This window comes from Amycolatopsis sp. NPDC005232 (assembly GCF_040607795.1).
Taxonomy (GTDB): Bacteria; Actinomycetota; Actinomycetes; order Mycobacteriales; family Pseudonocardiaceae; genus Amycolatopsis.
Map to the genome: position 1 here is coordinate 89,818 of NZ_JBEXHL010000008.1, position 21,746 is coordinate 111,563.

23 protein-coding genes and 1 pseudogene are annotated in these 21,746 nt (G+C 71.4%); 6 read left to right on the forward strand and 18 right to left on the reverse strand.

From position 1 onward, the window contains the following. Positions 1–28: 28 nt before the first annotated feature. From ABZU76_RS17315 to ABZU76_RS17355, 9 genes and pseudogenes are all read right to left on the reverse strand, one after another. Positions 29–325: pseudogene (locus ABZU76_RS17315) on the reverse strand (urease subunit beta); the annotation flags it as partial. A gap of 9 nt (positions 326–334) precedes the next feature. Then, complete coding sequence (locus ABZU76_RS17320) at positions 335–637, reverse strand: urease subunit gamma (RefSeq protein ID WP_354870839.1); 303 nt, start codon at positions 635–637, stop codon at positions 335–337. 53 nt (positions 638–690) lie between these two features. Continuing rightward, complete coding sequence (locus ABZU76_RS17325) at positions 691–1,926, reverse strand: beta-propeller fold lactonase family protein (protein WP_354870287.1); 1,236 nt, start codon at positions 1,924–1,926, stop codon at positions 691–693. Between the two features lie 164 nt (positions 1,927–2,090). Continuing rightward, positions 2,091–3,491 carry an FAD-dependent oxidoreductase gene (locus ABZU76_RS17330; RefSeq protein WP_354870290.1) on the reverse strand — a complete coding sequence of 467 codons (1,401 nt, stop codon included), beginning with the start codon at positions 3,489–3,491 and terminating at the stop codon, positions 2,091–2,093. A gap of 173 nt (positions 3,492–3,664) precedes the next feature. Continuing rightward, positions 3,665–4,999, reverse strand: a complete 1,335-nt coding sequence (locus ABZU76_RS17335) for a beta-propeller fold lactonase family protein (RefSeq protein ID WP_354870292.1) — start codon at positions 4,997–4,999, stop codon at positions 3,665–3,667. Positions 5,000–5,206: 207 nt separating this feature from the next. Further along, a complete protein-coding gene (locus tag ABZU76_RS17340; RefSeq protein ID WP_354870295.1) occupies positions 5,207–6,730 on the reverse strand; it encodes an aldehyde dehydrogenase family protein in 1,524 nt (507 codons plus the stop codon). A gap of 13 nt (positions 6,731–6,743) precedes the next feature. Then, the gene (fdxA, locus tag ABZU76_RS17345; RefSeq protein ID WP_354870297.1) at positions 6,744–7,085 is read right to left on the reverse strand and encodes a ferredoxin; all 342 of its coding nucleotides are present in this window, start codon (positions 7,083–7,085) and stop codon (positions 6,744–6,746) included. Positions 7,086–7,103: 18 nt separating this feature from the next. Then, the gene (locus ABZU76_RS17350) at positions 7,104–8,108 is read right to left on the reverse strand and encodes an NAD(P)/FAD-dependent oxidoreductase (protein ID WP_354870299.1); all 1,005 of its coding nucleotides are present in this window, start codon (positions 8,106–8,108) and stop codon (positions 7,104–7,106) included. After that, the gene (locus ABZU76_RS17355; protein ID WP_354870301.1) at positions 8,105–9,178 is read right to left on the reverse strand and encodes an extradiol ring-cleavage dioxygenase; all 1,074 of its coding nucleotides are present in this window, start codon (positions 9,176–9,178) and stop codon (positions 8,105–8,107) included. Before ABZU76_RS17355 ends, ABZU76_RS17350 begins: the two co-directional genes overlap by 4 nt. A gap of 128 nt (positions 9,179–9,306) precedes the next feature. On the opposite strand from ABZU76_RS17355, the gene ABZU76_RS17360 reads away from it, so the two are divergent. After that, a complete protein-coding gene (locus tag ABZU76_RS17360; RefSeq protein WP_354870303.1) occupies positions 9,307–10,098 on the forward strand; it encodes a fumarylacetoacetate hydrolase family protein in 792 nt (263 codons plus the stop codon). A 10-nt stretch (positions 10,099–10,108) separates the two neighbouring features. Here the strand turns inward: ABZU76_RS17360 and ABZU76_RS17365 are convergent, their stop codons facing one another. The 8 genes from ABZU76_RS17365 to ABZU76_RS17400 all read right to left on the reverse strand — a co-directional run bounded on the left by ABZU76_RS17365 (position 10,109) and on the right by ABZU76_RS17400 (position 16,340). Further along, entirely contained in the window at positions 10,109–10,894 is a 786-nt protein-coding gene (locus tag ABZU76_RS17365) for an IclR family transcriptional regulator (protein WP_255637996.1), read from the reverse strand. 146 nt (positions 10,895–11,040) lie between these two features. After that, positions 11,041–12,321: an aromatic ring-hydroxylating dioxygenase subunit alpha gene (locus ABZU76_RS17370; RefSeq protein ID WP_354870306.1), complete on the reverse strand. Its 1,281-nt coding sequence runs from the start codon at positions 12,319–12,321 to the stop codon at positions 11,041–11,043. Between the two features lie 29 nt (positions 12,322–12,350). Beyond that, on the reverse strand, positions 12,351–13,316 hold the full coding sequence (locus ABZU76_RS17375; protein WP_354870309.1) for an amidohydrolase family protein: 966 nt from the start codon (positions 13,314–13,316) through the stop codon (positions 12,351–12,353). A gap of 13 nt (positions 13,317–13,329) precedes the next feature. Further along, the gene (locus ABZU76_RS17380) at positions 13,330–13,824 is read right to left on the reverse strand and encodes an aromatic-ring-hydroxylating dioxygenase subunit beta (protein ID WP_354870311.1); all 495 of its coding nucleotides are present in this window, start codon (positions 13,822–13,824) and stop codon (positions 13,330–13,332) included. After that, the gene (locus tag ABZU76_RS17385) at positions 13,821–14,534 is read right to left on the reverse strand and encodes an alpha/beta fold hydrolase (RefSeq protein ID WP_354870313.1); all 714 of its coding nucleotides are present in this window, start codon (positions 14,532–14,534) and stop codon (positions 13,821–13,823) included. Before ABZU76_RS17385 ends, ABZU76_RS17380 begins: the two co-directional genes overlap by 4 nt. Then, complete coding sequence (locus ABZU76_RS17390; protein WP_354870316.1) at positions 14,531–14,743, reverse strand: tautomerase family protein; 213 nt, start codon at positions 14,741–14,743, stop codon at positions 14,531–14,533. Before ABZU76_RS17390 ends, ABZU76_RS17385 begins: the two co-directional genes overlap by 4 nt. Positions 14,744–14,757: 14 nt before the next feature. Further along, positions 14,758–15,528: a fumarylacetoacetate hydrolase family protein gene (locus ABZU76_RS17395; protein WP_354870318.1), complete on the reverse strand. Its 771-nt coding sequence runs from the start codon at positions 15,526–15,528 to the stop codon at positions 14,758–14,760. Beyond that, positions 15,525–16,340, reverse strand: coding sequence for a fumarylacetoacetate hydrolase family protein (locus ABZU76_RS17400; protein ID WP_354870320.1), 816 nt, complete (start codon positions 16,338–16,340; stop codon positions 15,525–15,527). The genes ABZU76_RS17395 and ABZU76_RS17400 overlap by 4 nt, the downstream gene beginning before the upstream one ends. Positions 16,341–16,515: 175 nt before the next feature. Here ABZU76_RS17400 and ABZU76_RS17405 point away from each other — a divergent pair, with 175 nt between their 5' ends. The 4 genes from ABZU76_RS17405 (at position 16,516) to ABZU76_RS17420 (ending at position 20,111) form a co-directional block, all read left to right on the forward strand. After that, a complete protein-coding gene (locus ABZU76_RS17405; RefSeq protein ID WP_354870322.1) occupies positions 16,516–17,961 on the forward strand; it encodes an aldehyde dehydrogenase in 1,446 nt (481 codons plus the stop codon). Positions 17,962–18,046: 85 nt separating this feature from the next. Next, a complete protein-coding gene (locus tag ABZU76_RS17410; protein WP_354870323.1) occupies positions 18,047–18,175 on the forward strand; it encodes a hypothetical protein in 129 nt (42 codons plus the stop codon). Between the two features lie 75 nt (positions 18,176–18,250). Continuing rightward, a complete protein-coding gene (locus ABZU76_RS17415) occupies positions 18,251–19,087 on the forward strand; it encodes a DNA-formamidopyrimidine glycosylase family protein (RefSeq protein WP_354870325.1) in 837 nt (278 codons plus the stop codon). Between the two features lie 190 nt (positions 19,088–19,277). Next, positions 19,278–20,111: a DMT family transporter gene (locus ABZU76_RS17420; RefSeq protein ID WP_354870328.1), complete on the forward strand. Its 834-nt coding sequence runs from the start codon at positions 19,278–19,280 to the stop codon at positions 20,109–20,111. A gap of 12 nt (positions 20,112–20,123) precedes the next feature. On the opposite strand, the gene ABZU76_RS17425 is transcribed toward ABZU76_RS17420, so the two are convergent. Continuing rightward, complete coding sequence (locus ABZU76_RS17425; RefSeq protein WP_354870841.1) at positions 20,124–20,363, reverse strand: 4-hydroxyphenylacetate 3-hydroxylase C-terminal domain-containing protein; 240 nt, start codon at positions 20,361–20,363, stop codon at positions 20,124–20,126. 521 nt (positions 20,364–20,884) lie between these two features. Between ABZU76_RS17425 and ABZU76_RS17430 the strand changes: the two genes are divergently transcribed. Next, positions 20,885–21,745, forward strand: a complete 861-nt coding sequence (locus tag ABZU76_RS17430; RefSeq protein WP_354870330.1) for an SAM-dependent methyltransferase — start codon at positions 20,885–20,887, stop codon at positions 21,743–21,745. Position 21,746 lies beyond the last annotated feature (1 nt).

The window sequence follows — 21,746 nt, forward strand, 5'->3', positions numbered from 1 at the left end:
GGGCCGCCGCTCCGCGAACCGCGAAACCACCGTCGAGCAGACCGCTGAAGCCGACGACCCGCCCGGCACCGCCGAACTCCACGAGCTCGACGTCGCGTTCGTCGCCGGGCTCGAAGCGGATCGATTGCCCCGAGGGCACGTTGAGCCGCATGCCCAGCGTCGCCGGGCGGTCGAAGTCCAGCACCCGGTTCACCTCGAAGAAGTGGAAGTGCGAACCGATCTGGATCGGCCGGTCACCGGTGTTGCGCACCGGCAGGCGCGCGGTGCGCCGGCCGGCGTTGAGCTCGATCGGCTCGTCGGCCAGCAGCCACTCGCCTGGAATCATCCTGTGCTCCTACGGAATCGGGTTGGCCACGGCCACGAGCTGCGTACCCGTGCGGAACGTGGCCTCGACCTGCACCACGTTCACCATCTCCGGCACGCCGGACAGCACGTCCTCACGGGTGAGCACCTGCTTGCCCAGCTCGGTCACCTCCGCCACCGACCGGCCGTCCCGGGCCGCCTCCAGCAGCGCCTCGGTGATCAGCGCGATTGACTCCGGGAAGTTGAGCTTCAGACCGCGGTCCTTGCGCCGCCGAGCCAGCTCGGCCACCTGGTAGATCACCAGCTTCTCGATTTCCCGGGGGCTGAGCATCAGCGACGACAATGTCGCCTCGATGCGCGCCTGGCCGGCCTCACCCGCCGTCACGCTCAGAACCCGGCCAGGCCCTGCGGGCTGTTGTACGGGATCTCCGCGGCGGTGACCTCGACGAGCGAACCGTCGGACTGCACCGCGTAGCCCACGAGCTTCGAGGCGTTGGCATAGATCTGGTACAGGTGGGTGCCGTCCGGGGTCAGCCAGTTGTCGCTCGGGCCGCTGCTGACGGTGCCGTTGAGCGCGCGGAAGGTGCCGTCGCCGGGAACCTTCGGGCAGGCGTTGTCGTGCACCAGCGAGACGACGTCGCCGTCGATGCGGAAGCAGGAGATGTTGCTGTAGCCGAAGTTCGTGGCGAAGATCCACTTGTCGTCGGGCGAAACCGCGAGCCAGCACAGCTCCGAGGGCAGGCCCGCGCTGGTGTCGATCTTCACGACCGGTCCGGTGCCGATCTGGCCGCGGTCGTCGAGCTTGGCCAGCGCGACCCCGTCGGCCACGGCGTAGCCGATCACGAAGTGGTCGGGGCGGTGGTGCAGGAACGCGGGGTAGAACGGCGAACCGCCACCGCCGTCCTGGAACATGCCCTCGCCCAGCGAACCGTCGTGCTGCAGCGGGAAGACGATGATGCCGTCGGGGTCGGGGGCGTTGGACGCGACCGACTTCTTCGAGCCGTCCGGCTGGTCGGCCCACAGGATCGGCGAACCGTCCGGGTTGGCCGCGGCCGGCTGGTCGAACGTGGTGCCGACGACGAGGAACCGCTCGTCCGGCGAGAGCACGACCATCGTGGACACGCGCAGCGGCTTGTCCGGCGTGTTCACGGTGTAGCCTTCGGGCCGCGCGGTGAGCCGGCCTTCGGGGTCCACGGTCATCAGCCGCACGTGGTCGGGGCCGAACGAGTGCAGCACGTACAGCGTGCTGGTGGCCGGCGAGAACGCCAGCGACTTCGCGGTGCCGCTGCGGCCGGCCACGATGTTGCCGGTGCGCTTCACGTCGAGCAGCGTCAGCTTGCCGTCGCTGCCGACGGAGAAGCTGGAGACGGAGTTGTCGCCGCCGTTGGTGGCGAACAGGAACTGCTGGTCCGCCGTGAGGATCACGCTGCCCGCCGCCTCGAAGGCGTTCGGCGCGCTCTCCTGACCGCTGATCGGCTTGTACACCCCGGACCCGCCACCCCCGGTGGGCACGCGCTCCACCTCGGTGAGGGCGCCGTCGGCCCCTCGAGCGTAGTGGATGATCGCGTTCCTGACCTCGTTGGTCTGGAGGTAGAGGTGGCCGGCGGCCTGCATACCTGGCATGTGGGTTCTCCGTTTCCGGTCGTCGCGTGAGAGCCTGCCCGCGCGGCGCCCGCGTCGCGTCCGGGTGCACCCGGGCCCGACCCCCCAGTGCGTTGTGGTGGCGGGAAAAGAAAAGCCCCACACCATCCTTTGTGGACGATATGGGGCGTTTCTGCGTGTGGCGGCTACTTCTCGTCGCTCCGGACCACCGTGGAGATCACATCGTTGAACGCCTCCGTCGACGACGGGTGCGTGTAGATCGCCTCGCCCAGCTGCGCGGCCTTGATGCCGTGGCGCATCGCCTGCGCCACGGTGTTGATCAGCTCCTGTGCGTCGACACTCAGCAGCGAGGCGCCGAGGATCTCGTCGGTGTCGAGGTCGATCACGAACTTCATCACGCCGCGCGTCTCGTCGACGACGTAGGCGCGCGGCATCGCGATGATCTCCGCGACCGGTTGGCTCGAGACCTTGATCCGGTGGCCCGCGTCACGCGCCTCACGCTCGGTGAGGCCGACCATCGCCAACGGCGGGGTCATGAACAGCGTCCGCGGCACGGCGACGCGGTCGGTCGTGGTGCGCTTGCCCTCGCCGCGCAGCTGATCTAGCACGATGCGGCTGTCGTCGAGGGAGACGTAGGTGAACTGCGGCCCGCCGTTGACGTCGCCGAGCGCGAAGATGTGCGGCTGGCTGGTGCGCAGGTGCTCGTCGACCTCCACGGCGCCCCGGGCGGTCACGCGGACGCCCGCCGCGGCGAGGCCGAGGCCCTCGGTGGCCGGTTTGCGGCCGGCGGCGGACAAGACCGCGTCCACGGCCAGGGTGCGCTCGCGGCCGTCGTGCATGTACTGCACGATCGCCTCGCCGTCGCCGTCCTCGACGCCCGTGACATTGGCGCCGGTGACGATCTCGATGCCCTCGTCGACGAGGATCTTCTCGGCCACGGCCTGCACGTCGTCGTCGAGGTGGTCGAGAATGCGCGCTGTCGACTCGAAGAGCGTGACCTCGGAGCCGAACTGCCGGTAGATGGCGGCGAACTCGATGCCGAGGTAGCCGCCGCCGACGATCGCCAGCCGCTTCGGCAGCTCGGTGCGGTGGATGAGGTCGGTGCTGGTGACCAGGTACTTGCTCTCGCGCAGGCCCGGCAGGTCGGGGATCACGGGCGTGGAGCCGGTGTTGATGAGGATGTGCTCGGCCCGGACGGTGACGGGGCCGTCGGCGGTGTCCACGAGGACGGTGTCGGGGCTGGTGAACACGGCGTGCCCGGTGAGGACCGACGCCGTCTCGAGGCCGTCCATCCCGTCGAAGTTGCCCTTGTTGAACAGCGAGGTGATCGCGTGCACCTCGCCCACGGCCCGCTCGTACCACTCCTGCGGCGAGTCGGACGGGCGGCGGTTGCGGGAGCGGTGCACCAGCGCCTTGGTGGGCACGCAGCCGACGTTCGGGCAGGTGCCGCCGTACATCTCCGGCGACTGCTCGACGACGATGACCCGCTTCCCGAGCCGGGCCATGGTACCGGCGGTGATCTTGCCGCCCTTGCCGAAGCCGACCACGAGGAGGTCGGCTTGGAGCGAATTTTCGACGGTTTCCATGATTGAAGGCCCTTTGCGCACGAGTGTGGACAACGCGGTACGGGCCGACCCTGCCCCGGTGGGCGGCGCCGTCGCATCGAGGAACACCCGAGCCGGCGACCCCAGTGGGCCGCGGGGTTTTCACGGACCAGGCCCGGAATGGCCGGTTTTCGGTGGCCATCCCGGGCGTGGGGTCAGCTCACGTCGATGCCCGCGGGGCTGCCGAGCGCGCTGAAGTCGCTCGGCGCGTGGTCGCCGTTCACGGTCTGGGGCAGGCCGCCGAACTCACCGATCTTGGTGAGCTCGCCGTTCGCGCCGATCGACCAGGCGGCGAGCTTGCCGGAGCCGGGCAGGACGTTGTAGAGGTTCTTCCCGTCCGGGCTCACGCCCAGGTCGAGCGGGGTGCTGCCCTGGCTGTTCGCCGACTTGTCCGTGGTGCCGGCCACCTCGTGCAGGAGGGTGAGGCTGCCGTCGGGGTTCACCTTCCAGCTGGAGATGGTGCCGGAGGTGTAGTTGGAGCCGAAGGCGTACTTGCCGTTGTTGACGACCCAGCAGGTGTCGATCTGGTGGTCGGCCACGGCCGTGCTGATCGGGGTCAAGTGCCCGTCGCGGCCGAGGCGGTAGCTGCCCGCCGCGCCGGTCGGGTGCCCGTCCTCCACGCCGCCGCCGACGAACTCGGCGAGGTCGACATTGCCCGCCTTGTCGAAGGAGAACCCGAACGGGCCGCGGTTATCGAAGTCGGTGCGGACGAAGTCCTTGCTGGGCCGTCCCGCACCGTCGACGCCGAAGGTGAGCACGCGGCCCGGCCCGGTCGGGTTGGCGCCCGGGATCACGTCGTTGGTGGGGCCGTCCTTGATGGACACCAGCAGGTGCTGCCCGTCCGGGCTGAACGCGACCTGCGTCGGGTCCTTCAGCGCGTCGGGCGCGAAGCGGTCCTGAGCGGCCTTCAGCTGCCGGGTCGAGCCGGCGATCGGAGTGAGCCGGCCGTCGAGCCCGAGCCGGAAGCCGGTGATGCTGCCCTGGCCCGCAGCGTTGAGGACGTAAACGACGTTTCCGTGCTGCGTGACGCTGTTCGGGAAACGCTGCGAAGAAGAACCGTCGCCGGTCGGTACGACGTCGACCACCTGCAGGCGATCCGGCAGAATCCGCAACACGGAAAGGGTGTTGCTCCCGGCATTGGTCACCAGCAGGAAACGGTGGTCGGCGGTGAGCCGGACCGAATTGCCCGAACCGAGGCCGTCACCCGCGAAGCGCTGACCCGGACCCGACCCCTGACCACCGGTGGCGAACGTGCCGACCAGCGTCAGCTTGCCGTCGCTTGCGCGGTGGTAGTAGGCGATCTGGTTGCCCGGCTCACTCGGGTCGCTGCTGTTGTTGTGGTTGGTGCCCACGAAAACCGACCCCGGCCGGGTCCAGTCCGCGGCCGGCGACGCCGCCGCGGTGCCCCCCGCGAACACCGCGGCGAACGGCACCAGCACCGCGGCCGCCAGCGCGGTGCGAACCGCCCTGCGCGACGAAGACTTGCTCATGAATCGTTCCTCCCTTTACTCACGTCACGGGAATTTTCCGACGTGGCTGAGCACGACCCTAAGGGTGATCGGAAACGTGACGGAAGGGCGCGAAAGGAACAGTAATATATTACTGATCTACTACGAGTTATCGAGGGTTGATTTGTGCGGATATCCAATTCTTACCCGCCGGGGTCGCGCCGTAATCGACGGGTAAGAATTGTTTCCTCAGCGCGGGGTCCGCAGCTGCCCGTCGATCCGGCGCGGCAGGGGTGCCGCGGGGTGGTCGGCGAGGTCGTCAGGCAGCAGGTGCGCGGGGGCGTTCTGCCAGGCCAGGGGCCGGAGGAACCGGCGGACCGCCGTGGCGCCGACGGAGGTGTGGAGGCTGTTGGTCGCCGGCCACGGGCCGCCGTGGTGCTGGGCCCAGCTCACCGCCACGCCGGTCGGGTAGCCGTTGAACACCAGGCGGCCGACGCGCCGACTGAGCTCGGTGACCAGGTCCTTCGGGGCCTCGTCCGCGCCGAGGTGCAGCGTGGCGGTGAGCGACGCGGGCGCCTGGTCGACGACGGCGAGCAGCTCGGCTTGGCTCCGGTACCGCACGATCACGGCGGCGGGGCCGAAGTACTCCGCGAACGCCTCGGCGGGGATCCCGTCGGCATCCACAGTGGTCAGAAGCGGAGCCACCCCATACCCGCCGCCGGGTTTCGGTCCACTGGCCACTTCGGACACTTCCTTCGCACGGACGAGCTCGGCGGTGTCGCTGAGGTACGCCTGGTGGATTCGCCGGTTGAGCAACGGCACGACTTCCGCCTTGCCGAGTGCTTCGGCCGCAGCGGCCACCACGGCGTCGCCGTCGGCACCCGCCGGCACCAGCACGAGCCCGGGCTTCGTGCACAGCTGCCCCGCCGACCCGGTGACCGACGCGACGAGGCCCACCCCGATTTCGGCGCCCCTCTCGCGCGCCGCGGCAGCGGTGACGACCAGCGGGTTGAGGCTGGACAGCTCACCGTAGAACGGGATCGGTTCCGCGCGGCCGTGGATGAGGTCCAGCAGCGCCCGGCCGCCGGACAGCGAGCCCGTGAACCCGACCGCTTTGATCGTGGGATCGGTCACGAGGCTCTCACCCGCCGCCCGCCCGAAGACCAGCCCGAGCGCGCCGGCCGGCGCCCCCGCCGCGACGAGCGCCTCCCTCAGGACCTCGTGGATGAGCCGCGAAGTCCCGGGGTGCGAGCCGTGCGCCTTGACCACCACGGGGTTTCCCGCCGCCAGGGCCGACGCCGTGTCCCCGCCGGGTACCGAGAACGCCAGCGGGAAGTTGCTCGCCCCGAACACCGCGACTGGCCCGATCGGCACCAGCATCCGCCGCAGGTCCGGCCGCGGCCCCATCGGCGTCGGCCCGGCCGGGTCGAGGGTCGCCTCCACGTAGCCGCCGTCCTCCACGACGCCGGCGAAGAACTCCAACTGGTAACACGTTCGGGTCAGCTCCCCGCCGAGCCGCGGCGCACCCAGCGCCGTCTCGGCGTCGGCGACCGAGACGATCTGCTCGCGCGCGGCTTCGAGCGCCCGCGCGAGCGCACGCAGCAGGTTTGCCCGCCCTCGCCGGCCCAGCGCCTCCAGCCCCGGCGCCGCCGCGGCCGCCTCCGCCACGATCGCGCGCACTTCCTCCGCGTTGTTCTCCACCGCGCCGGCCTCCAGCGCCTCACCGGTCCACGGATCGACTCCGGCGACCGGCCGGTTTTCCAGGGTTGTCACAGTTCTCTCCGAATCAGGTACGAGGCAGCGCGGCGACGGTCTCGGTGTCCACACCCACCGCGCCCAGGTGCGTAGCGCCACCGGGGGTGCCGAGCGGGGTTTCCCGGCCTTGCAGCACTTCGGTGAAGAACCCGGCATTGTCAGCCGTGTTCCACTGCGCGTCGGTGCCGGCGAGCATCCGGTCGGCGAGCGCCGCGCCCGTCGGGCAGGCCTGTTCGCAAGCGCCGCAGTCGATGCATTCCACGGGGTTGATGTACATCTTGCGGTCGCCTTCGTAGATGCAGTCGACCGGGCATTCCTCGGTGCACGCGCGGTCGAGGATGTCGACGCAGGCGTCGGTGATGACGTAGGCCATGGCCGGGGTCCTCTCGGGTCAGGCGGGGACTCGCAGGGGCCGGGCGGCGATCGCCGGGCCGTCGGTGGAGTGCCCCGGGAAGGGGGAGGCGGCCGGGTCGAGGTGGACGGCCGCGTGGTTCACGGCGGTGGCCGCCTCGCCGAAGCCGACCGCGATGAGCGGGACCCGGCCGTCGTAGGTGCAGATGTCTCCGGCGGCGAAGACGCCGGGCCGCGACGTGCGCATGGCTGCGTCGACCACGATCTTGCGGTCGTGCGTCGCCAGGTCCCACTGCAGCAGCGGGCCCGGGTTCGCGACGAACCCCAGCGCCGCCACGACGTAGTCGCACGGCACCTGGGTCGTCTCGCCGCTCACCGTGTCGCGCAGGGTCGCGCGCGTGATCCGGGCGTCGCCGTCGAGGCGTTCGACGGTCGCGTTCGTGCGCACGGTCGCCGGGCCGGCCAGTACCTGGCCCACGGTGTGCAGGTGCGCGCGGAAGGTGTCGCGGCGGTGCACGAGCGTGACGTCCGCGGTGTGCTGCAACGTCTCGGCCCAGTCGAGCGCCGAGTCGCCGCCGCCGACCACGAGCACGCGGCCGCCGGCCAGCTCGGCCGGATCGCGGACGAAGTAGCTGAGCCCGCGGCCCAGGAACTCTTCGCCGCACGGCAGCTTGCGCGGTGAGAACGTGCCGATCCCACCCGTGACCACGATCGCGCCGGCCTCCAGCACAGCACCATCGTCGAAGCCCAGCCGCAGCCGCCCGTCCGCCAGGTCGTCCAGCGCCGTCGCCCGGTGCCCGAGCAGCATCCGCGGCGAGAACTGGTCGAGCTGCTCCACCAGTCCGCGGACGAGATCACGGCCCTTCACCGCAGGGAACCCGGCGACGTCCCGGATCAGCTTTTCCGGGTACAGCGCGGTGATCTGCCCGCCGGGCTCCGGCAGCGCGTCGACGACCGCCACCGACAGCCCGCGCATCCCCGCGTACACGGCCGCGAACAGCCCCGCGGGCCCGGCGCCGACGACCGCGACGTCGCAGCGCGTCACCGCTGCTCCGCGTCGTAGACCGCGAAGACCTTGTTGGACACGAAAATGTTCGACGCCACGAAGCTCGTCCAGCTCGGCGCGCGGCCCAGCTCCCGCATGGCGCCGAGCAACGCCCACCAGTTCAGCAGCTCCTGCTGGCCGGCCTTCTCAGCGTCCGCGAGCGTCGTGTTCTCCCACACCGGATAGTCCGCGGCGACGAGCGCGTCGTACATCTTCTCGTCGGCCGCGGAATCGGGGAACAGCCGCATCGTCGAGTCCACGAGGAAGCTGTGCGACCAGCTGGAGCTGGCGACGATCGCGACCCGGTACGGGCTGTCCGCGCAGATCCGCGCGACCGCCGCGCCGACGTCCATGATCCGGGCCGGCGAGGGCGACGGCGGGTCGAGCTCGCGCTCCACACCGAGTGGGCTGATGTTGCCCTGGAAGCTGATCACCTTGCGGCCGTAGCAGTTCAAGGGAAACGTGACCACCGGGTAGTCGAACCCCTCGCGGTCGTAGTCCAGGTACAGCACCGTGTTCAAGAACGCGTGCGCGAGACCCGGGTGGTGCAGCGGCTCGTACGAGTACGGCACGTCGATGTGGCGCGCCAGCAGCCCTTCCACCAGGTGGCGGGCGAACGGCCGGTGGCCGCGGATGAGGCGCTCGGTGTTCTCGCCCTCGCCCCAGACGTTGGGCTTGCCCTTCATGTTCGACGACTCGTCGGCGTGGCGCCACGGGTGCACCGTGAGGTCGTCGTAGATCTGCACGGCGTACGGCGGCACGAGGTCCTCGCGGAAGTTCTCGTACTGGTCGTCGCCCCAGATCAGCACGACGTCCGGCTGGAACTCGTCCAGCGCGGCGCGCGTGCGGCGGAAGCCCTCCAGCAAGGCCGCGCGGTGCGCCTTCCCGGCCGCGACACCTTCGTCTTCGGCCCATTCCCGGCGGGCCCGCTCGGGCCACGACGCCGGGTCGCGCAGTTCGGCGGGCAGCTTCGGGTCCGCGAGCGCGCCGCGGAACACCCGCGTCAGGTTGTCGTCGGTGCCGCTCAGCGGCGGGTAGTGGGTGACCCCGAGACCCAGTACTTCGGCCATGGTTCCTCCTCGTCGTCGAGTGGGTGGTGACGTCCAGTCTCGGAACCGGCGGGACCTCCGGCCACGCTTCGGACCGGCGAGTGGACCGGTCGGACTCATCGACGGCCGCCGGCCGCGACGATGAGGAAGTGACCGAGACGATCGAAACCCCCGCCCTCGCGCAAGTGCTGCACCGGGCCCGCACCGAGCGCACGCTCCTCGACGCGGCAACGGAAGCGACCACGCTGTCGCTGGACAGCGCGTACGAAATCCAGGACGACCTCACTCGCCTGCGCCTCGCCGAAGGACGCTGCGCCATCGGCTACAAGCTCGGCTACACCTCCGCCGCGATGCGCCGGCAGATGGGCGTCACCGCGCCCAACCACGGGCCGCTGCTCGACGACATGGTGCTGCGCGTCGGCGCGCGAGCCACCGGTTTCCTGCATCCCCGCGTCGAGCCGGAGATCGGCGTCGTCCTGGGCCGCGATCTGGCCGGGCCGGGGCTCGCGCTGCACGAGGTCGCCGACGCGATCGCCGAGGTGCGCGTGTGCCTCGAGGTCGTCGACTCGATCTGGCGTGACTACCGGTTCACCGCCGAACAGAACACCGCCGACGGCTCCTCGGCCGCTGGAGTCGTGCTGGGACCGGTGCTCGACGTGGATCCGCTGCACGCCCACCGGGTCACCGTCGAGCTGCACGAGGACAACGCCCTCGTCGCGACCGCGACGTCCGCGGCGGCCGCCGGACATCCGCTGCACGGAGTCGCGTGGCTGGCCGCGCAGCTGGCCGCGCGCGGAAGCGGCTTGAAGAAGGACGAACTGATCATCACCGGCGGCCTCACCTCCGCCGTGCCGCTGCGAGCCGGGGGCACGATCATGGCCCGCTTCGGCGGCACCACCACCGTGAGCGTCCGCAGGCCGGCCGGCGAAACCGACGCGTGAACCCGCGGGGTCAGTGCAGCGGATAGCCCAGGAGACGGCTGATGCTCAGGGCGGCGGTCCGCACCGCCGCCCCCAGCCGCGCCGGCTGCAGGCGGTGCGCGGGCCCCGTCACGGAAAGCCCAGCGACGGCTCGGTGGCCGTCGCGCCCGACGTAGCTCTCCACCACGATCGGCGCCGCGACGCACGCGATGCCCCGCGTGCCCTCTTCCCGGTCGTAGGCGATGCCGGAGTCGTGGATTTTCGCCAGCTCCCGCAGGAAGTGCCGCGGATCGGTGATCGTGGTGCCGGTCCGCGCCGGCATGGGCGCGGACGTCACGCGTTCGACCGCGGATTCGTCGCTGAACGCGAGAATCGCCTTGCCCAGGCCCGTGCAGTACGCGGGCAACCGCGTACCGACCGCCGAGGGCACCGAGGCGCTGTGCTGGCCGGTGAGCTTCTCGACGTACACGATGTCCGTGTCGTCGAGCACGCCGAGCTGCACGACCTCACCCGTCGCGGTCAGCAGGTCGGCCATGAACGGCAACGCGGTCGCCCGAAGCCGCCGCGAAGCCGGCACGTGCTGGCCCAGCTCGAACAGGTGCAGCCCGAGCCGGTAGCCGTACGCGCCGCGCTCGAGCATCCGGTGCGCCACGAGGTCCAGTGCCAGCCGGTGCACGGTCGCCTTCTTCAGCCCGGTCCGCCGCGCGAGCTCACTGAGCCCCACCTCGCCGGGTGAGGTCGCGACGGTGTCGAGAATGAGCAGCATCCGGTCCCCCACCGACCGGTGCTGCTCCGTCTCCTCGGCACTGATGCGCATCCGGCCACGATATCCGTTCTCGGCCGTCAGGCCGGATTTGTTCGGGTGAGGTCAACGCGTGGTGGCGCTCCGACTACGCAGTGCCGAATCAAGCGCTGCCGGATCAAACGCCGCCGGACCACACTGCCGAATCATCCAGTGCCCGATCAAACGGTGCCGAGCAGATCCCGCCACCGACGCCAGAACGCACGCTGCTGGACTTCGTCGGACGCGACGAACGGTCCATCCGTGGCTTCCTTGTGGATCCCCCGCGAAATGTCCGACCACGGCGACTCGGCCGCGACGGCGAACCCCTCCTGGCAGGACTCGCACGCCTCCATGTCGTCCGGCGTCGCCAGCCCACCCGGCCCCTGGAAGGTCACGTACGAGTCCAGCCGCCGCGCCCGCACCGACTCCGGCTCGCCCTTCGTCGCCATCGTCCACTGCGCCACCAGCGTGCGCCCGGCCGCGGTGGGCGTGATCGTGCGGACGACGATCCCCATGATGTCGTTGATCACGAGGTTGGGGAAGATCAGCAGGTTCCGGTCGGTCGTCGCGATCCGGCGCGCGCGGTCGGCACCGAACTCTTCTTCGAGCCGAGCCCGCTGCCCCTCGATGTACTCGCGGTTCTCCTCCCCCATCGCCGGCGTCCACCGCGCGACCGGGCGGGCCCACGGACCCTCGACGGTGATCACCGCGTGCCCGTTTCCGAGATCCTTCGCCTCGGTCGCCTTGCGCGGGTCGAGGTAGGAGTCCTCAGTGGACTTCAGGTAGTCGAAGTACGTGCGGTGCAAGGGGATCAGGTGGTAGCCGTCGAGACTGTTCTCCACGAACAGCTTCCAGTTCGCCTCCATCGAGTACTCGTGCACACCGTCGACCACCTCCATGTCCGGCGACTGGTCGGCCACCAGGTCCAGGTAGTCGCGGGCTTCGCCGAGGTACTCCGGCAACGTCACAGCGTCGGGATCGAAGCAGCAGAAGACGAACCCGCGGTACTCCTCCACGCGCGGCGGGGAGTTCAGGCTGAAGCGGGAACGGTCGAAGTCGGGGCCGTAGCCGTCGACGTCGGGCAGTGCGGTCAGCCGGCCGTCGTTGGCGTAGGTCCACGCGTGGTAGAAGCACGACATTCCACGCGCGTTACCTTCGGGCACGCGGCACAGCTGGGCGCCGCGGTGCCGGCACGCGTTGAGGAACACCCGCACCTCGCCGTCGCCGCCGCGCCACAGCACGAGCGGACGCCCGGCCACCGTGCGGGCGCGGAAATCGCCCGGGTTCGGCACCTCCGAGACGTGTCCGACGTAGAGCCAGCACTTGTCGAAGATGGCGCGGCGTTCCCGCGCGAGCACGCCCTCGTCGACGAGCGCGGCCCGGTCGACGCGGAAGAGCCCGTCGGCGGGGCGGTCGTCGACCAGCGTGGTGGACGGGGGTGCGATCGGTTCGGAGGTCATCGTCTCCAGCTCCTTTGCCGGGAGTTCGGTCAGGTGAGCGCGGTGAGCAGCGCCGCGGGGTTGGTCTCGCGCACGGCCTTCGCGAACCCCGCGGGCAGCGCCGGGTCATCGAGGAACGCGAGCGGGTCCGTCGGCATGAACGGGTGGTCCGTGCCGAGCACGATCCGATCCGCGCCGACGGTCTCTGCGAGGTGGCGCACCAGGTCGGCGTCGAACAGCAGCGGGTCGAACCACAGGCGGCGCGCGGAGTCCACAGCGGACTCGGGCATCAGCTCCCGCAGTGCCGGGGTGATTCCGCGCAGGTAGTCGATCCTCGGCAGCTCGGTGATCAGGGCACCGCCGCCGTGGCTGGCCAGCAGCCGCAGCCCGGGCCGCGCGGCCAGCGCGCCCGTGACGATCAGGCCGCCGAGCGCCGTGCCGATGCCCGCGGGGAACAGCACCCCGTTGGCGGCCATCGGGTGCGGGTAGTCCGCGACCGCCGCTCCCCCGGCCGCGTGCACGAACACGAGCAGCCCCAGCCGTTCGGCCTCGTCGAGGAACCCGGCCCACGCCGGCGCGTGCAGGGGCGCCGTCGGCGGGTTCGAGGGCACCTCGACGCCGAGCAGACCGGCGTCGGCGATCTCGGTGAGCAGATCTGCCGCGGCGTCGGGATCCTGCAACGGAACGACACCCAGTCCGGTGAAGAACCCGTTGTGCTGTCCCACTTCGTTCGCGAGCCAAGCGTTGAAGGCCTGCGCGTAGGCGAGGCCTTCGCCGGGCGAGGCCCACGGCGCGAGCAGCTCGGGCATGGCGGACAGCATTTGGCCGGTCCCGCCCGCGGCTTCGGCGGCGGTGCGGCGGGCGTCGAGATCCCAGGCGACGCGGTGCACCGTCCGGAACGGCTTACCGGACACCGAAACGACCCCGGTTCCGGTGTCGAGCCGGGCCCAGCGCGAGTCGGCCGAGGTGATGAAGGGCGTCTCCCGAGGCACCACGTGGGTGTGCAGGTCGAGCATGGTCACGCTCCCGTCACAGGATGATCGACACGGTGCCGCCCGCCTCGACGATGCCGTGGTCGAGGGTCGCGACCCGTTCGCGGACGAGGAACCCGGCGCCGTCTTCGACCAGCACGTGGCGGTAGGTGCCGAGGAAGTGGTCGAGCTGGCCGAGCCGCGTGCGCATCACGTGGAAGTTGGCGCGCGCCACCACCGTGTCGTCGAGGGGTTCGGCCCGGATGTTGGTGACCAGCCGGCGCGTGCGCGAATGCGGGCTTTCGGCGTGCGCGTGCTTGCTCTTCAACCGGGTCACGCGCCCACCGAGGCGGGTGTGGTCGTCGTGGATCACCTGGAGCGTGCGGCGCGGGTCGAGGTGGTCGGAGCCCGGCGACGGAATGCGGTACTCGATCCGCCGGTGCATCAGCGCGAACCACTCGTCGAGCCGCCACTCGTCGAGCAGCGCGGCTTCCCGGTAGAGGAACTGTTCGACGCGGTGGTGCAGGTCGGGCGTGGTGACGGCGGCGGTCATCGGACCTCCGATCTCGAAGCGAGGGTGACGAGCAGGTCGGCCAGCTCGCCGGGGGCGGACAGGAACGGGCTGTGGGAGGTGTCGAGCCAGGTCACTTCGGCGCCGAGCCGGTCCTTCACGGTGCGTTCGGCCCATTCCCCGGAGACGGCCCGATCGGCGCGGCAGCCGACGTAGTGCATCGGCAGCTCGGGAAACGCCTGCAGGGGCGTGACTTCCGTGATCGGGGCCGGCGACTGGGGCCGGAGCCTGGCCGCGGCCGCGGCGGCCGTCTCGGGTGGACAGTCGTGGAAGAACAGCTCGGCCGCGACCGACGCCGGCCACACCGTTCGCCCGTGCTCGTCGCGTTCCTGCTTCGGCAATCCGTTGTCGTAGAACCACTCGGCCATCGGGCGTCCGAGCGTCAGCTGGTCTCGCCACGACCGGCCCGGCTCGGGCAGCAACGACGCCAGGAAGACGAGCGCGGCGACCGCCGTCCGCTGCGGGACCAGCGGAATCGCCAGGCCGGCCAGCGAGTGACCCACCACGACGTCGCCAGGACCGCGCACGGCGGCGGCGATCGTGGCGGCGTACTGGCGGGCGCCCGCGCGCACGTCGTCCGACGGCAGTTCCACGGCCGTCGCCGAGTGGCCGCGCTCCTCCAGGGCGGAGACCTCGGCCTCCCAGCACCACGCGCCGTGCCAGCCGCCGTGCACCAGCACGAAGTGCGTCATGCCGGGCCCGCCGGTTTCGCGGCCTGCCGCTCGGCGAGCGTGACCCCGCCGACGAGGACCTCCGTCGCCGGGACTTCGACGACCCACACGCGTACCGACGTCTCCGGTACGGAGATCGCCTCGGCCGCCGCCGCGGACACGGCGCGGATGAGCTGGTCCTTCTGCTCGGGCGTGCGACCGGCCCCAAGGTTGATCTGGATGAACGGCATGGTGTCCCTTTCCCTTATTCCGCGCCGAGGGTGACGCTGCCGAGCCCGCTGAGCGTCGCGGTCACGGTCGAACCGGCCCGCAACGGAACAGGCGCGGTGAGCCCGCCCGAGAGCACGACCCAGCCGGCCTCGAGACGTTTCCCGGCCAGGGCGAGCTGGTTGGCCATGAACGCGACGGCGGCGGCCGGGTGCCCCATCACCGCGGCGCCGGCCGCCGACTCGACGACCTGCCCGTCGACCTCGAGCACACAGCCCGTCAACGCGAGATCTCCGTGCGGCGCGACCAGGTCGTCGCCCAGCGCGAAGGCCGCGGAGGACGCGTTGTCCGCGATCGCGTCGAGGTGACGGAAGGAGAACCCCTCGTAGCGGCTGTCGATCACGTCGAGCGCGGCGCAGAGGTACCGCGTCGCGCCGAGGACGTCGGAGACCGTGACGTCGGGGCCTTCCAGCGCCTCGCCGAGCACGAACGCGATCTCCGGCTCGACGCGCGGGTGGATCAGGTCTTTCAGCGACAGGCGCGAGCCCGAGGCGCGGCTCATGCCGCTGGTGACCAGGCCGTAGAGCGGTTTGTCCACGCCCATCGCGAGCTGTTTGGCACGGCTGGTCAGGCCGAGCTTGCCGCCGACCAGGCGTTCGCCGCGGTCGAGCCGCAGGCGGACGAGCGTGTCCTGCACCTCGTAGGCGGTGCGGAGGTCGGCCAGGCCGTCGGTGGTGAGCGGCGCGACCGTCGCCTGCGTGGTGGCGGCGTCGTCGAGCCGGCCCGCCCAGGTGCGTACGCCGGTCACGCGGCCACCTCCGCGGCGCGGGCGGCGCTGAAGGAAACGCCGACGTGGCCCAGGTGCTCGAAGTCCGCGCGCACGGTGTCACCGGGCTTGAGCTCGACCGCGCGCGTGCAGGTGCCGGGCATGATCACGTCGCCCGCCTTGAGCACCACGCCGTCGCCGGCCACGGTATTGGCGAGCCACGCGACGGCCTGCGCCGGGTTCCCCAGCACCGCGCCGCTCGCGCCCGTTTCGACGATCTCGCCGTTGCGCCGCAGCACCACGCCGATCAGCCGCGGGTCGAGCCCCGCGATCGGGGTGCGCTTGCCGCCGAGCACCACGCGCGCCGACGACGCGTTGTCCGCCACGGTGTCGACGATCCCGATCCGCCAGTCCTGGATGCGCGAGTCGATGATCTCCAGCGCCGGCATCACGAACGCGGTCGCGGCGAGCACGTCGGCCACGGTCACGCCGGGGCCCTGCAACGGGGAGTCGAGCACGAACGCCAGCTCGGGCTCCGCTCGCGGGGCGATGAGCGAGCCGACGGGCAGCGGTTCTCCTTCCGGGTGGAACATCGACGCGAGCAGGTGGCCGAAGTCGGGCCGGTCCACGCCGAACTGCGTTTGCATCACCCGGGCCGTGAGCCCGACCTTGTGCCCGCGCACGGAATCGCCGGCCTCGCAACGAAGCCGCACGCCCTCCAGCTGGATGCCGTACGCGTCTTCGACGTTCGCGCCGGGGAACCTGCCGGTGATGGGAGCGACCGGAGCGGCCTTGCGCTCCGCCTCCCACAGCTCGCCGGCGAGGTGCCGGACGTCCTCTTCACTGAGTGCCATGCAGGCAGCGTGCGGGCCGCCGAGCGCGAAATCACCCGGACGGTTCGGCCAGTGGACCGGTTCTCCAGCAGCCGGCTCAGGTTCCGGGCCCGCCCAGTGGACCGATCCGTGGAGCGGTGTCGATCACCGCGGTTGGCTCGGCGGGCGAGAACCGTTTCTCCAGGGAGAGTGGGCAATGACGACCAGTGAATCCCTTTTCATCGGCGGCGATTGGGCTGCTTCGGCCGGTACCGAGACGATCTCCGTCTGGTCGGCCGGCACCGGAAAACCGCTCGGCACCACGGTGTCCGCCAACCGCACCGACGTGGACCGGGCGGTGGCCGCCGCCCGCGGCGCGTTCGACGATCCGGCCGGCTGGGCCACATGGCCGGTCTCGGAGCGCGCCGACGCGCTCGACCGGTTCGCCGCGGCGCTCGACCGGCGCGGTGCCGAGACGGCTCGGACGGTGAGCGAGCAGAACGGCATGCCCATCGCCGTCTCCGGGCAGATCGAAGCGCAATTCCCGTCCGCGATGCTGCGCTACTTCGCGGGACTCGTGCGCGCGCAGCCGGAGCAGACCAGCAACCCGGGGATGTTCGGCGGCACCACACACGTCCGGCGCGAACCCGCCGGTGTGGTCGCCGCGGTCGCGCCGTGGAATTTCCCGCAGGCGCTGGCTGCGCAGAAGTACGCGCCCGCGCTCGCCGCCGGGTGCACGGTGATCCTCAAGCCGTCGCCGCAGACCGTGCTCGACACCCGGGCCGTCGCGGAAGCGGCGATCGAGGCCGGGTTGCCGCCGGGTGTGCTCAACGTCGTGCCCGCCGAAGCCGACGCCAGCTCCTACCTCGTGGGCCACCCCGGCGTGGACCTGGTGGCGTTCACCGGGTCCACCGCGATCGGGCGGCGGATCTCCGAGATCTGCGGCACGCTGATCCGTCCGGTGATCCTCGAGCTGGGCGGGCGATCGGCGGCCGTGGTGCTCGACGACGCCGACCTCGACCTGGCGCGGGTGGGCGAGGCACTGTTCGGCGCGATGCTCATCAACAACGGGCAGACCTGTTTCCTCTCCACCCGCGTGCTCGCGCCGCGCAGCCGCTACACCGAAGTCGTCGACACCCTGGCCGCGTTCGCCGGCTCGCTGACCGTGGGCGACGCGCTCGACCCCGCCACGCAGATCGGCCCGCTGGTGTCGCAGCGCCACCGGCAGACGGTCGAGGACGCGATCTCCCGCGGCCTCGAAGACGGCGCCCACCTGGTCACGGGTGGCGCACGGCCGCCCGGGTTGGACGACGGCTGGTTCCTGCAGCCGACCGTCCTTGCCGACGTGGACAACCGCTGGGCCGTCGCCCGCGAGGACATCTTCGGCCCCGTCCTCACGGTGACGCCGTACGACACGGACGACGAAGCCGTGGCGCTGGCCAACGACTCCGACTACGGCCTCGCCGGCAGCGTCTGGACCGCCGACGTGGACCGCGGCCTCGCGCTCGCCGCCCGCGTGCGCACCGGATCCATCGGAATCAACGGGTACGTCCCGGACCTCGCCGCCCCCTTCGGCGGCGTGAAGCAGAGCGGCATCGGGCGCGAGCTCGGGCCGGACGGGCTCGCGAGCTACCAGCAGGCGAAGTCGATCTACCAGTTCTGACACGCGTTGTGGTCCGGGTCACGGAATGCCGGACGATCTTCGGCGCTACAGAAGGGAGACACCAGTTCCGACCCGAGGGAGAGACATGACTGCTTCCACCGCGTCCGAGACGGCCGAGGCCCTGCCGGTGCCCGTGCTCGACGACTTCGACTTCGAGCTCACCGACGGCGCCTCGTGCCGCATCGACGACCCGGACTGCGAAGCCTGCCAGTGACGCACGGCCGGTGATCCGCGGGGCTCGCGGGTCACCGGCCCGGATCGCATCGCGTCGGTGACAATGGTCGCCGTCGTGTCCATCCCGAGCCGCGGAGTCGCCGTGCCCGAACTGCCCGAGGTCGAGTCGGCCCGATCGGTGATCGACCGGGCGGCGCTCGGCCGGCTGATCGTCGACGTCGACGACACCGATTCCTACGTGTGCCGGCCCCACGCGCCCGGGGAGATCCGCGAGGCGCTCCTCGGGCGCCGGCTCGTGGCCGCGCACCGGCGGGGCAAATCGCTGTGGTGCGACACGGCCGAGGATGGTCCCGCGCTCGGCGTCCACCTCGGGATGTCCGGCAAGATCGTGATCGCCGACGCCGACGGCACCGAGATCGACGGCGGCGACTACTGGGAAGGCCGCCGCGTGCAGGGCGACTACCGCTGGTCGCGCTTCGCCCTCACCTTCGACGACGGCGGCCTCATGATGCTCGTCGACCCGCGCCGCCTCGGCCGGATCACCCTCGACCCGCACATCGAGCTGCTCGGCCCCGACGCCGCCGCGGTCACGCCCGCCGAGTTCCGCACCGCGATCACCAAGGGCACCGCACCCGTCAAGGCGCGCCTGCTCGACCAGCACGCCCTGGCCGGCATCGGCAACCTCCTCGCCGACGAGATCCTCTGGCGCGCCCGCGTGCACCCAGCCCACCGCGTCGACGAGCTCGACCGCCCGGCCGTCGACCGCCTCCTGCGCGCCACCCGCGGCTCCGTCACCGCCGCCCTCGACCACGGCGGCGTCCACACCCTCACCGTGATCCCCTACCGCAAACCCGGCGCCCAATGCCCGCGCGACCACGCGCCCATGGCCCGCGGCAAAGTCGGCGGGCGCACGAGCTGGTGGTGCAGCGCGGAGCAGCAGCTCCCTCACTGACGCCGGAACCACCGGCGAGCCGCCCTCGGCGCGGCGGCTCGCGTCGCTCCTGGCTCGCGTGCGGCGAGGTCGCGCGCCGCGCCGCCGGTAGGGCGAGGGCGGCCCGAGTGGAAGCCGTTCCGCCGAGGCCCACCAGCTCCCTCACCGACGCCGCGATCCCGGCCCGGCGGGAACTCGGCAGAATGGACCCGTGGGTGTCCTTCTGGGGTTGTTGTCCGCGCTCAGCTACGGCGCTTCCGATTTCGTCGCCGGCGTGGGCGGGCGGCGCAGCGACCCGAACGCCGTCACGGTCCTCGCGCAGCCGTGGAGCCTGCTCGCGGCCCTGGTCGCCGTGCTGGTGATGGGCCCGCGCGCCCCGCACGCCGAGGAGCTGATGTGGGGCGCGGTGAGCGGGCTCGGCACGGCTGTCGGCACGTTCGCGCTCTACCGGGGGCTGTCCACAGCCCGGATGAGCGTGGTCGCGCCTGTCTCCGCGGTGCTCGCAGCGGCACTGCCCGCGCTGGTCGGGTTCGCGACGGGCGACCGGCTGGCGTGGCTGTCGTGGGTGGGGATCGCGCTGGTGCTGCCGGCCATCGCGCTCGTCTCGCAGCACCAGGGCGACGACGCGGAACGCCAGCGGTCCGGCGTGGTCGAGGGCGTGATCGCCGGCGCCGGGTTCGGGGTCCTGTTCATCGGCCTCGACCGCGCGGGCACGGGGGCGGGCAGCTGGCCGCTGGCCGCCGGCCAGTCCGTCGGCGTGCTCCTGCTGGTGATCGCCGCGATCTGGCTGCGGCCGACGTCGTGGTCGCGCGCGTGGTGGCCGGCGACCGCCGCCGGGATCCTCGGTGGCGCGGCCAACCTGCTGTTCGTCGCCGCCACCGGGGCGGGCCAGCTGGCCGTGGTCGCGGTCATCACGTCGCTCTACCCCGCCATCACGATCGTCCTCGCGCGCGGCCTGCTGCACGAACGCTGGAGCCGCCCCCAGATCACCGGCCTCGTCATCGCGGCGGCCGGGGTCACGGCCATCACGCTCGGCCAGCCGTGACCCCGCCCTGCGTCAGGTCGGCTCCTCCAGCTTCGGACCGAGGTACGGGTGGTCGAAATCGGCCTTCGTCGGGGCCATCACGACCCCGCGGCCGCAGAACTCGATCAGCTGGTTGACCACGTCGTGGATGTGCTCGAGATAGTGGGCGCGGCCGAGGTCGACGTAGACGTTGTTCGGCTTGAACAGCCCGCCGGCGGTGAGTAACCCCGTTTCCTCGACAGCGATCACAAAGGCCTTGCAGGTCTCGCGGATCGGCGTCCGGGGTCGCGTTGGAGTCCCAGCAGACGAGCGAGAGTCCTTAAGAGTTCACCGGCACGAGCGCGTACGGTCTGCTCGGGCGTTTGGCCCGGGTGCCACAGGTTGCCGATCAGCAGCCGTTCACGAAGGCGAGCGAGGTGCCCGTCGCCTTCCAGCCGCGCACGACGATGCCGTCGTCGCCCTGGGACACCACGCTCAGCATCGGCGTCTCCACCAGCGTCGGCGCGGCCGCGGTCGAACTGCACGTCGACGAACATCGGTGACAGCGCGAGGTCCTCGGTGGTGACGCGCTTCCACTGCTCGCGGATGAGGTCGGCGAACGGGATCACGCGCCCGTCGGCGGGCCGCGCGTTGTCCTGCCACGGCTGCGGGTCGTCGACCTGCGCGTACAACAGCCGGCGGCCGCGAAGGCGGTCCCGCGCGCCGCGTGAACCGCGCCGCCCGGTTTTACGCGGTGACCTGCGAACCCCTACCCTCGGTGTCGTACCCGCCACGCAAACCGAGGAGGCACCCGGATGTCGCAGCCCGCGGACCGATCGGCACTCGACAGCCCGCCGGGCGTCGACCCGAACCGGGCGAGCGTCGCGCGCGTGTACGACTACCTGCTGGGCGGCAACACGCACTACGAGGTGGACCGCAAGGTCGCCCGCGAGCTGGCAGAGAAGATGCCGGAGGTGCGCGACCTCGCCGTCGAGAACCGGGCGTTCCTCATCCGCGCGTGCACCTTCCTCGCCCGCAACGCCGGGATCGACCAGTACCTCGACTGCGGCTCGGGCCTGCCGACTGCCGAGAACGTGCACCAGGTCGTGCAGCGCGTCAACCCCGAGGCGAAGGTCGTGTACACCGACTTCGACCCGGTTGTCACCGCGCACGGCCGCGCGCTGCTCGAAGAGAACGAGCGGACCCGTTACGTCGAGGGCGACATCTACCGGCCGGCCAGCATCCTCGACGACGAAGTGGTGCGCGGCCACCTGGACTGGACGAGGCCGATCGCGCTGCTGTTCGTCGCGACGCTGCACCACTGGAAAGGCGACCGCGGCCGCCCGGCCGAGGTCACGCAGGAGTTCATCGACCGGCTGCCGCCGGGTTCGTTCGTGGTGATCTCCCACATCCTCGACCCGCACGACGGCTCCGACGACGCGCAGGCCATGGAACAGCTCATCGAGACCGTTCGCAGTGGCGCGCTAGGCGGCGCCACCATGCGCACGCGCGCGGAGATCCGGGAGCTGTTCCACGGTCTCGAGCTCGTGCCGCAGGGCCCGGGCGCCGAGCCGGAGATCGTGCCGCTGGCGGCCTGGTGGCCGGCCGGTCCCCTGCTGTCCGGGATGAACGTCGCCCAGCGCCTGATCGTCGGCGGCATCGCGCGCAAGCCCTGAT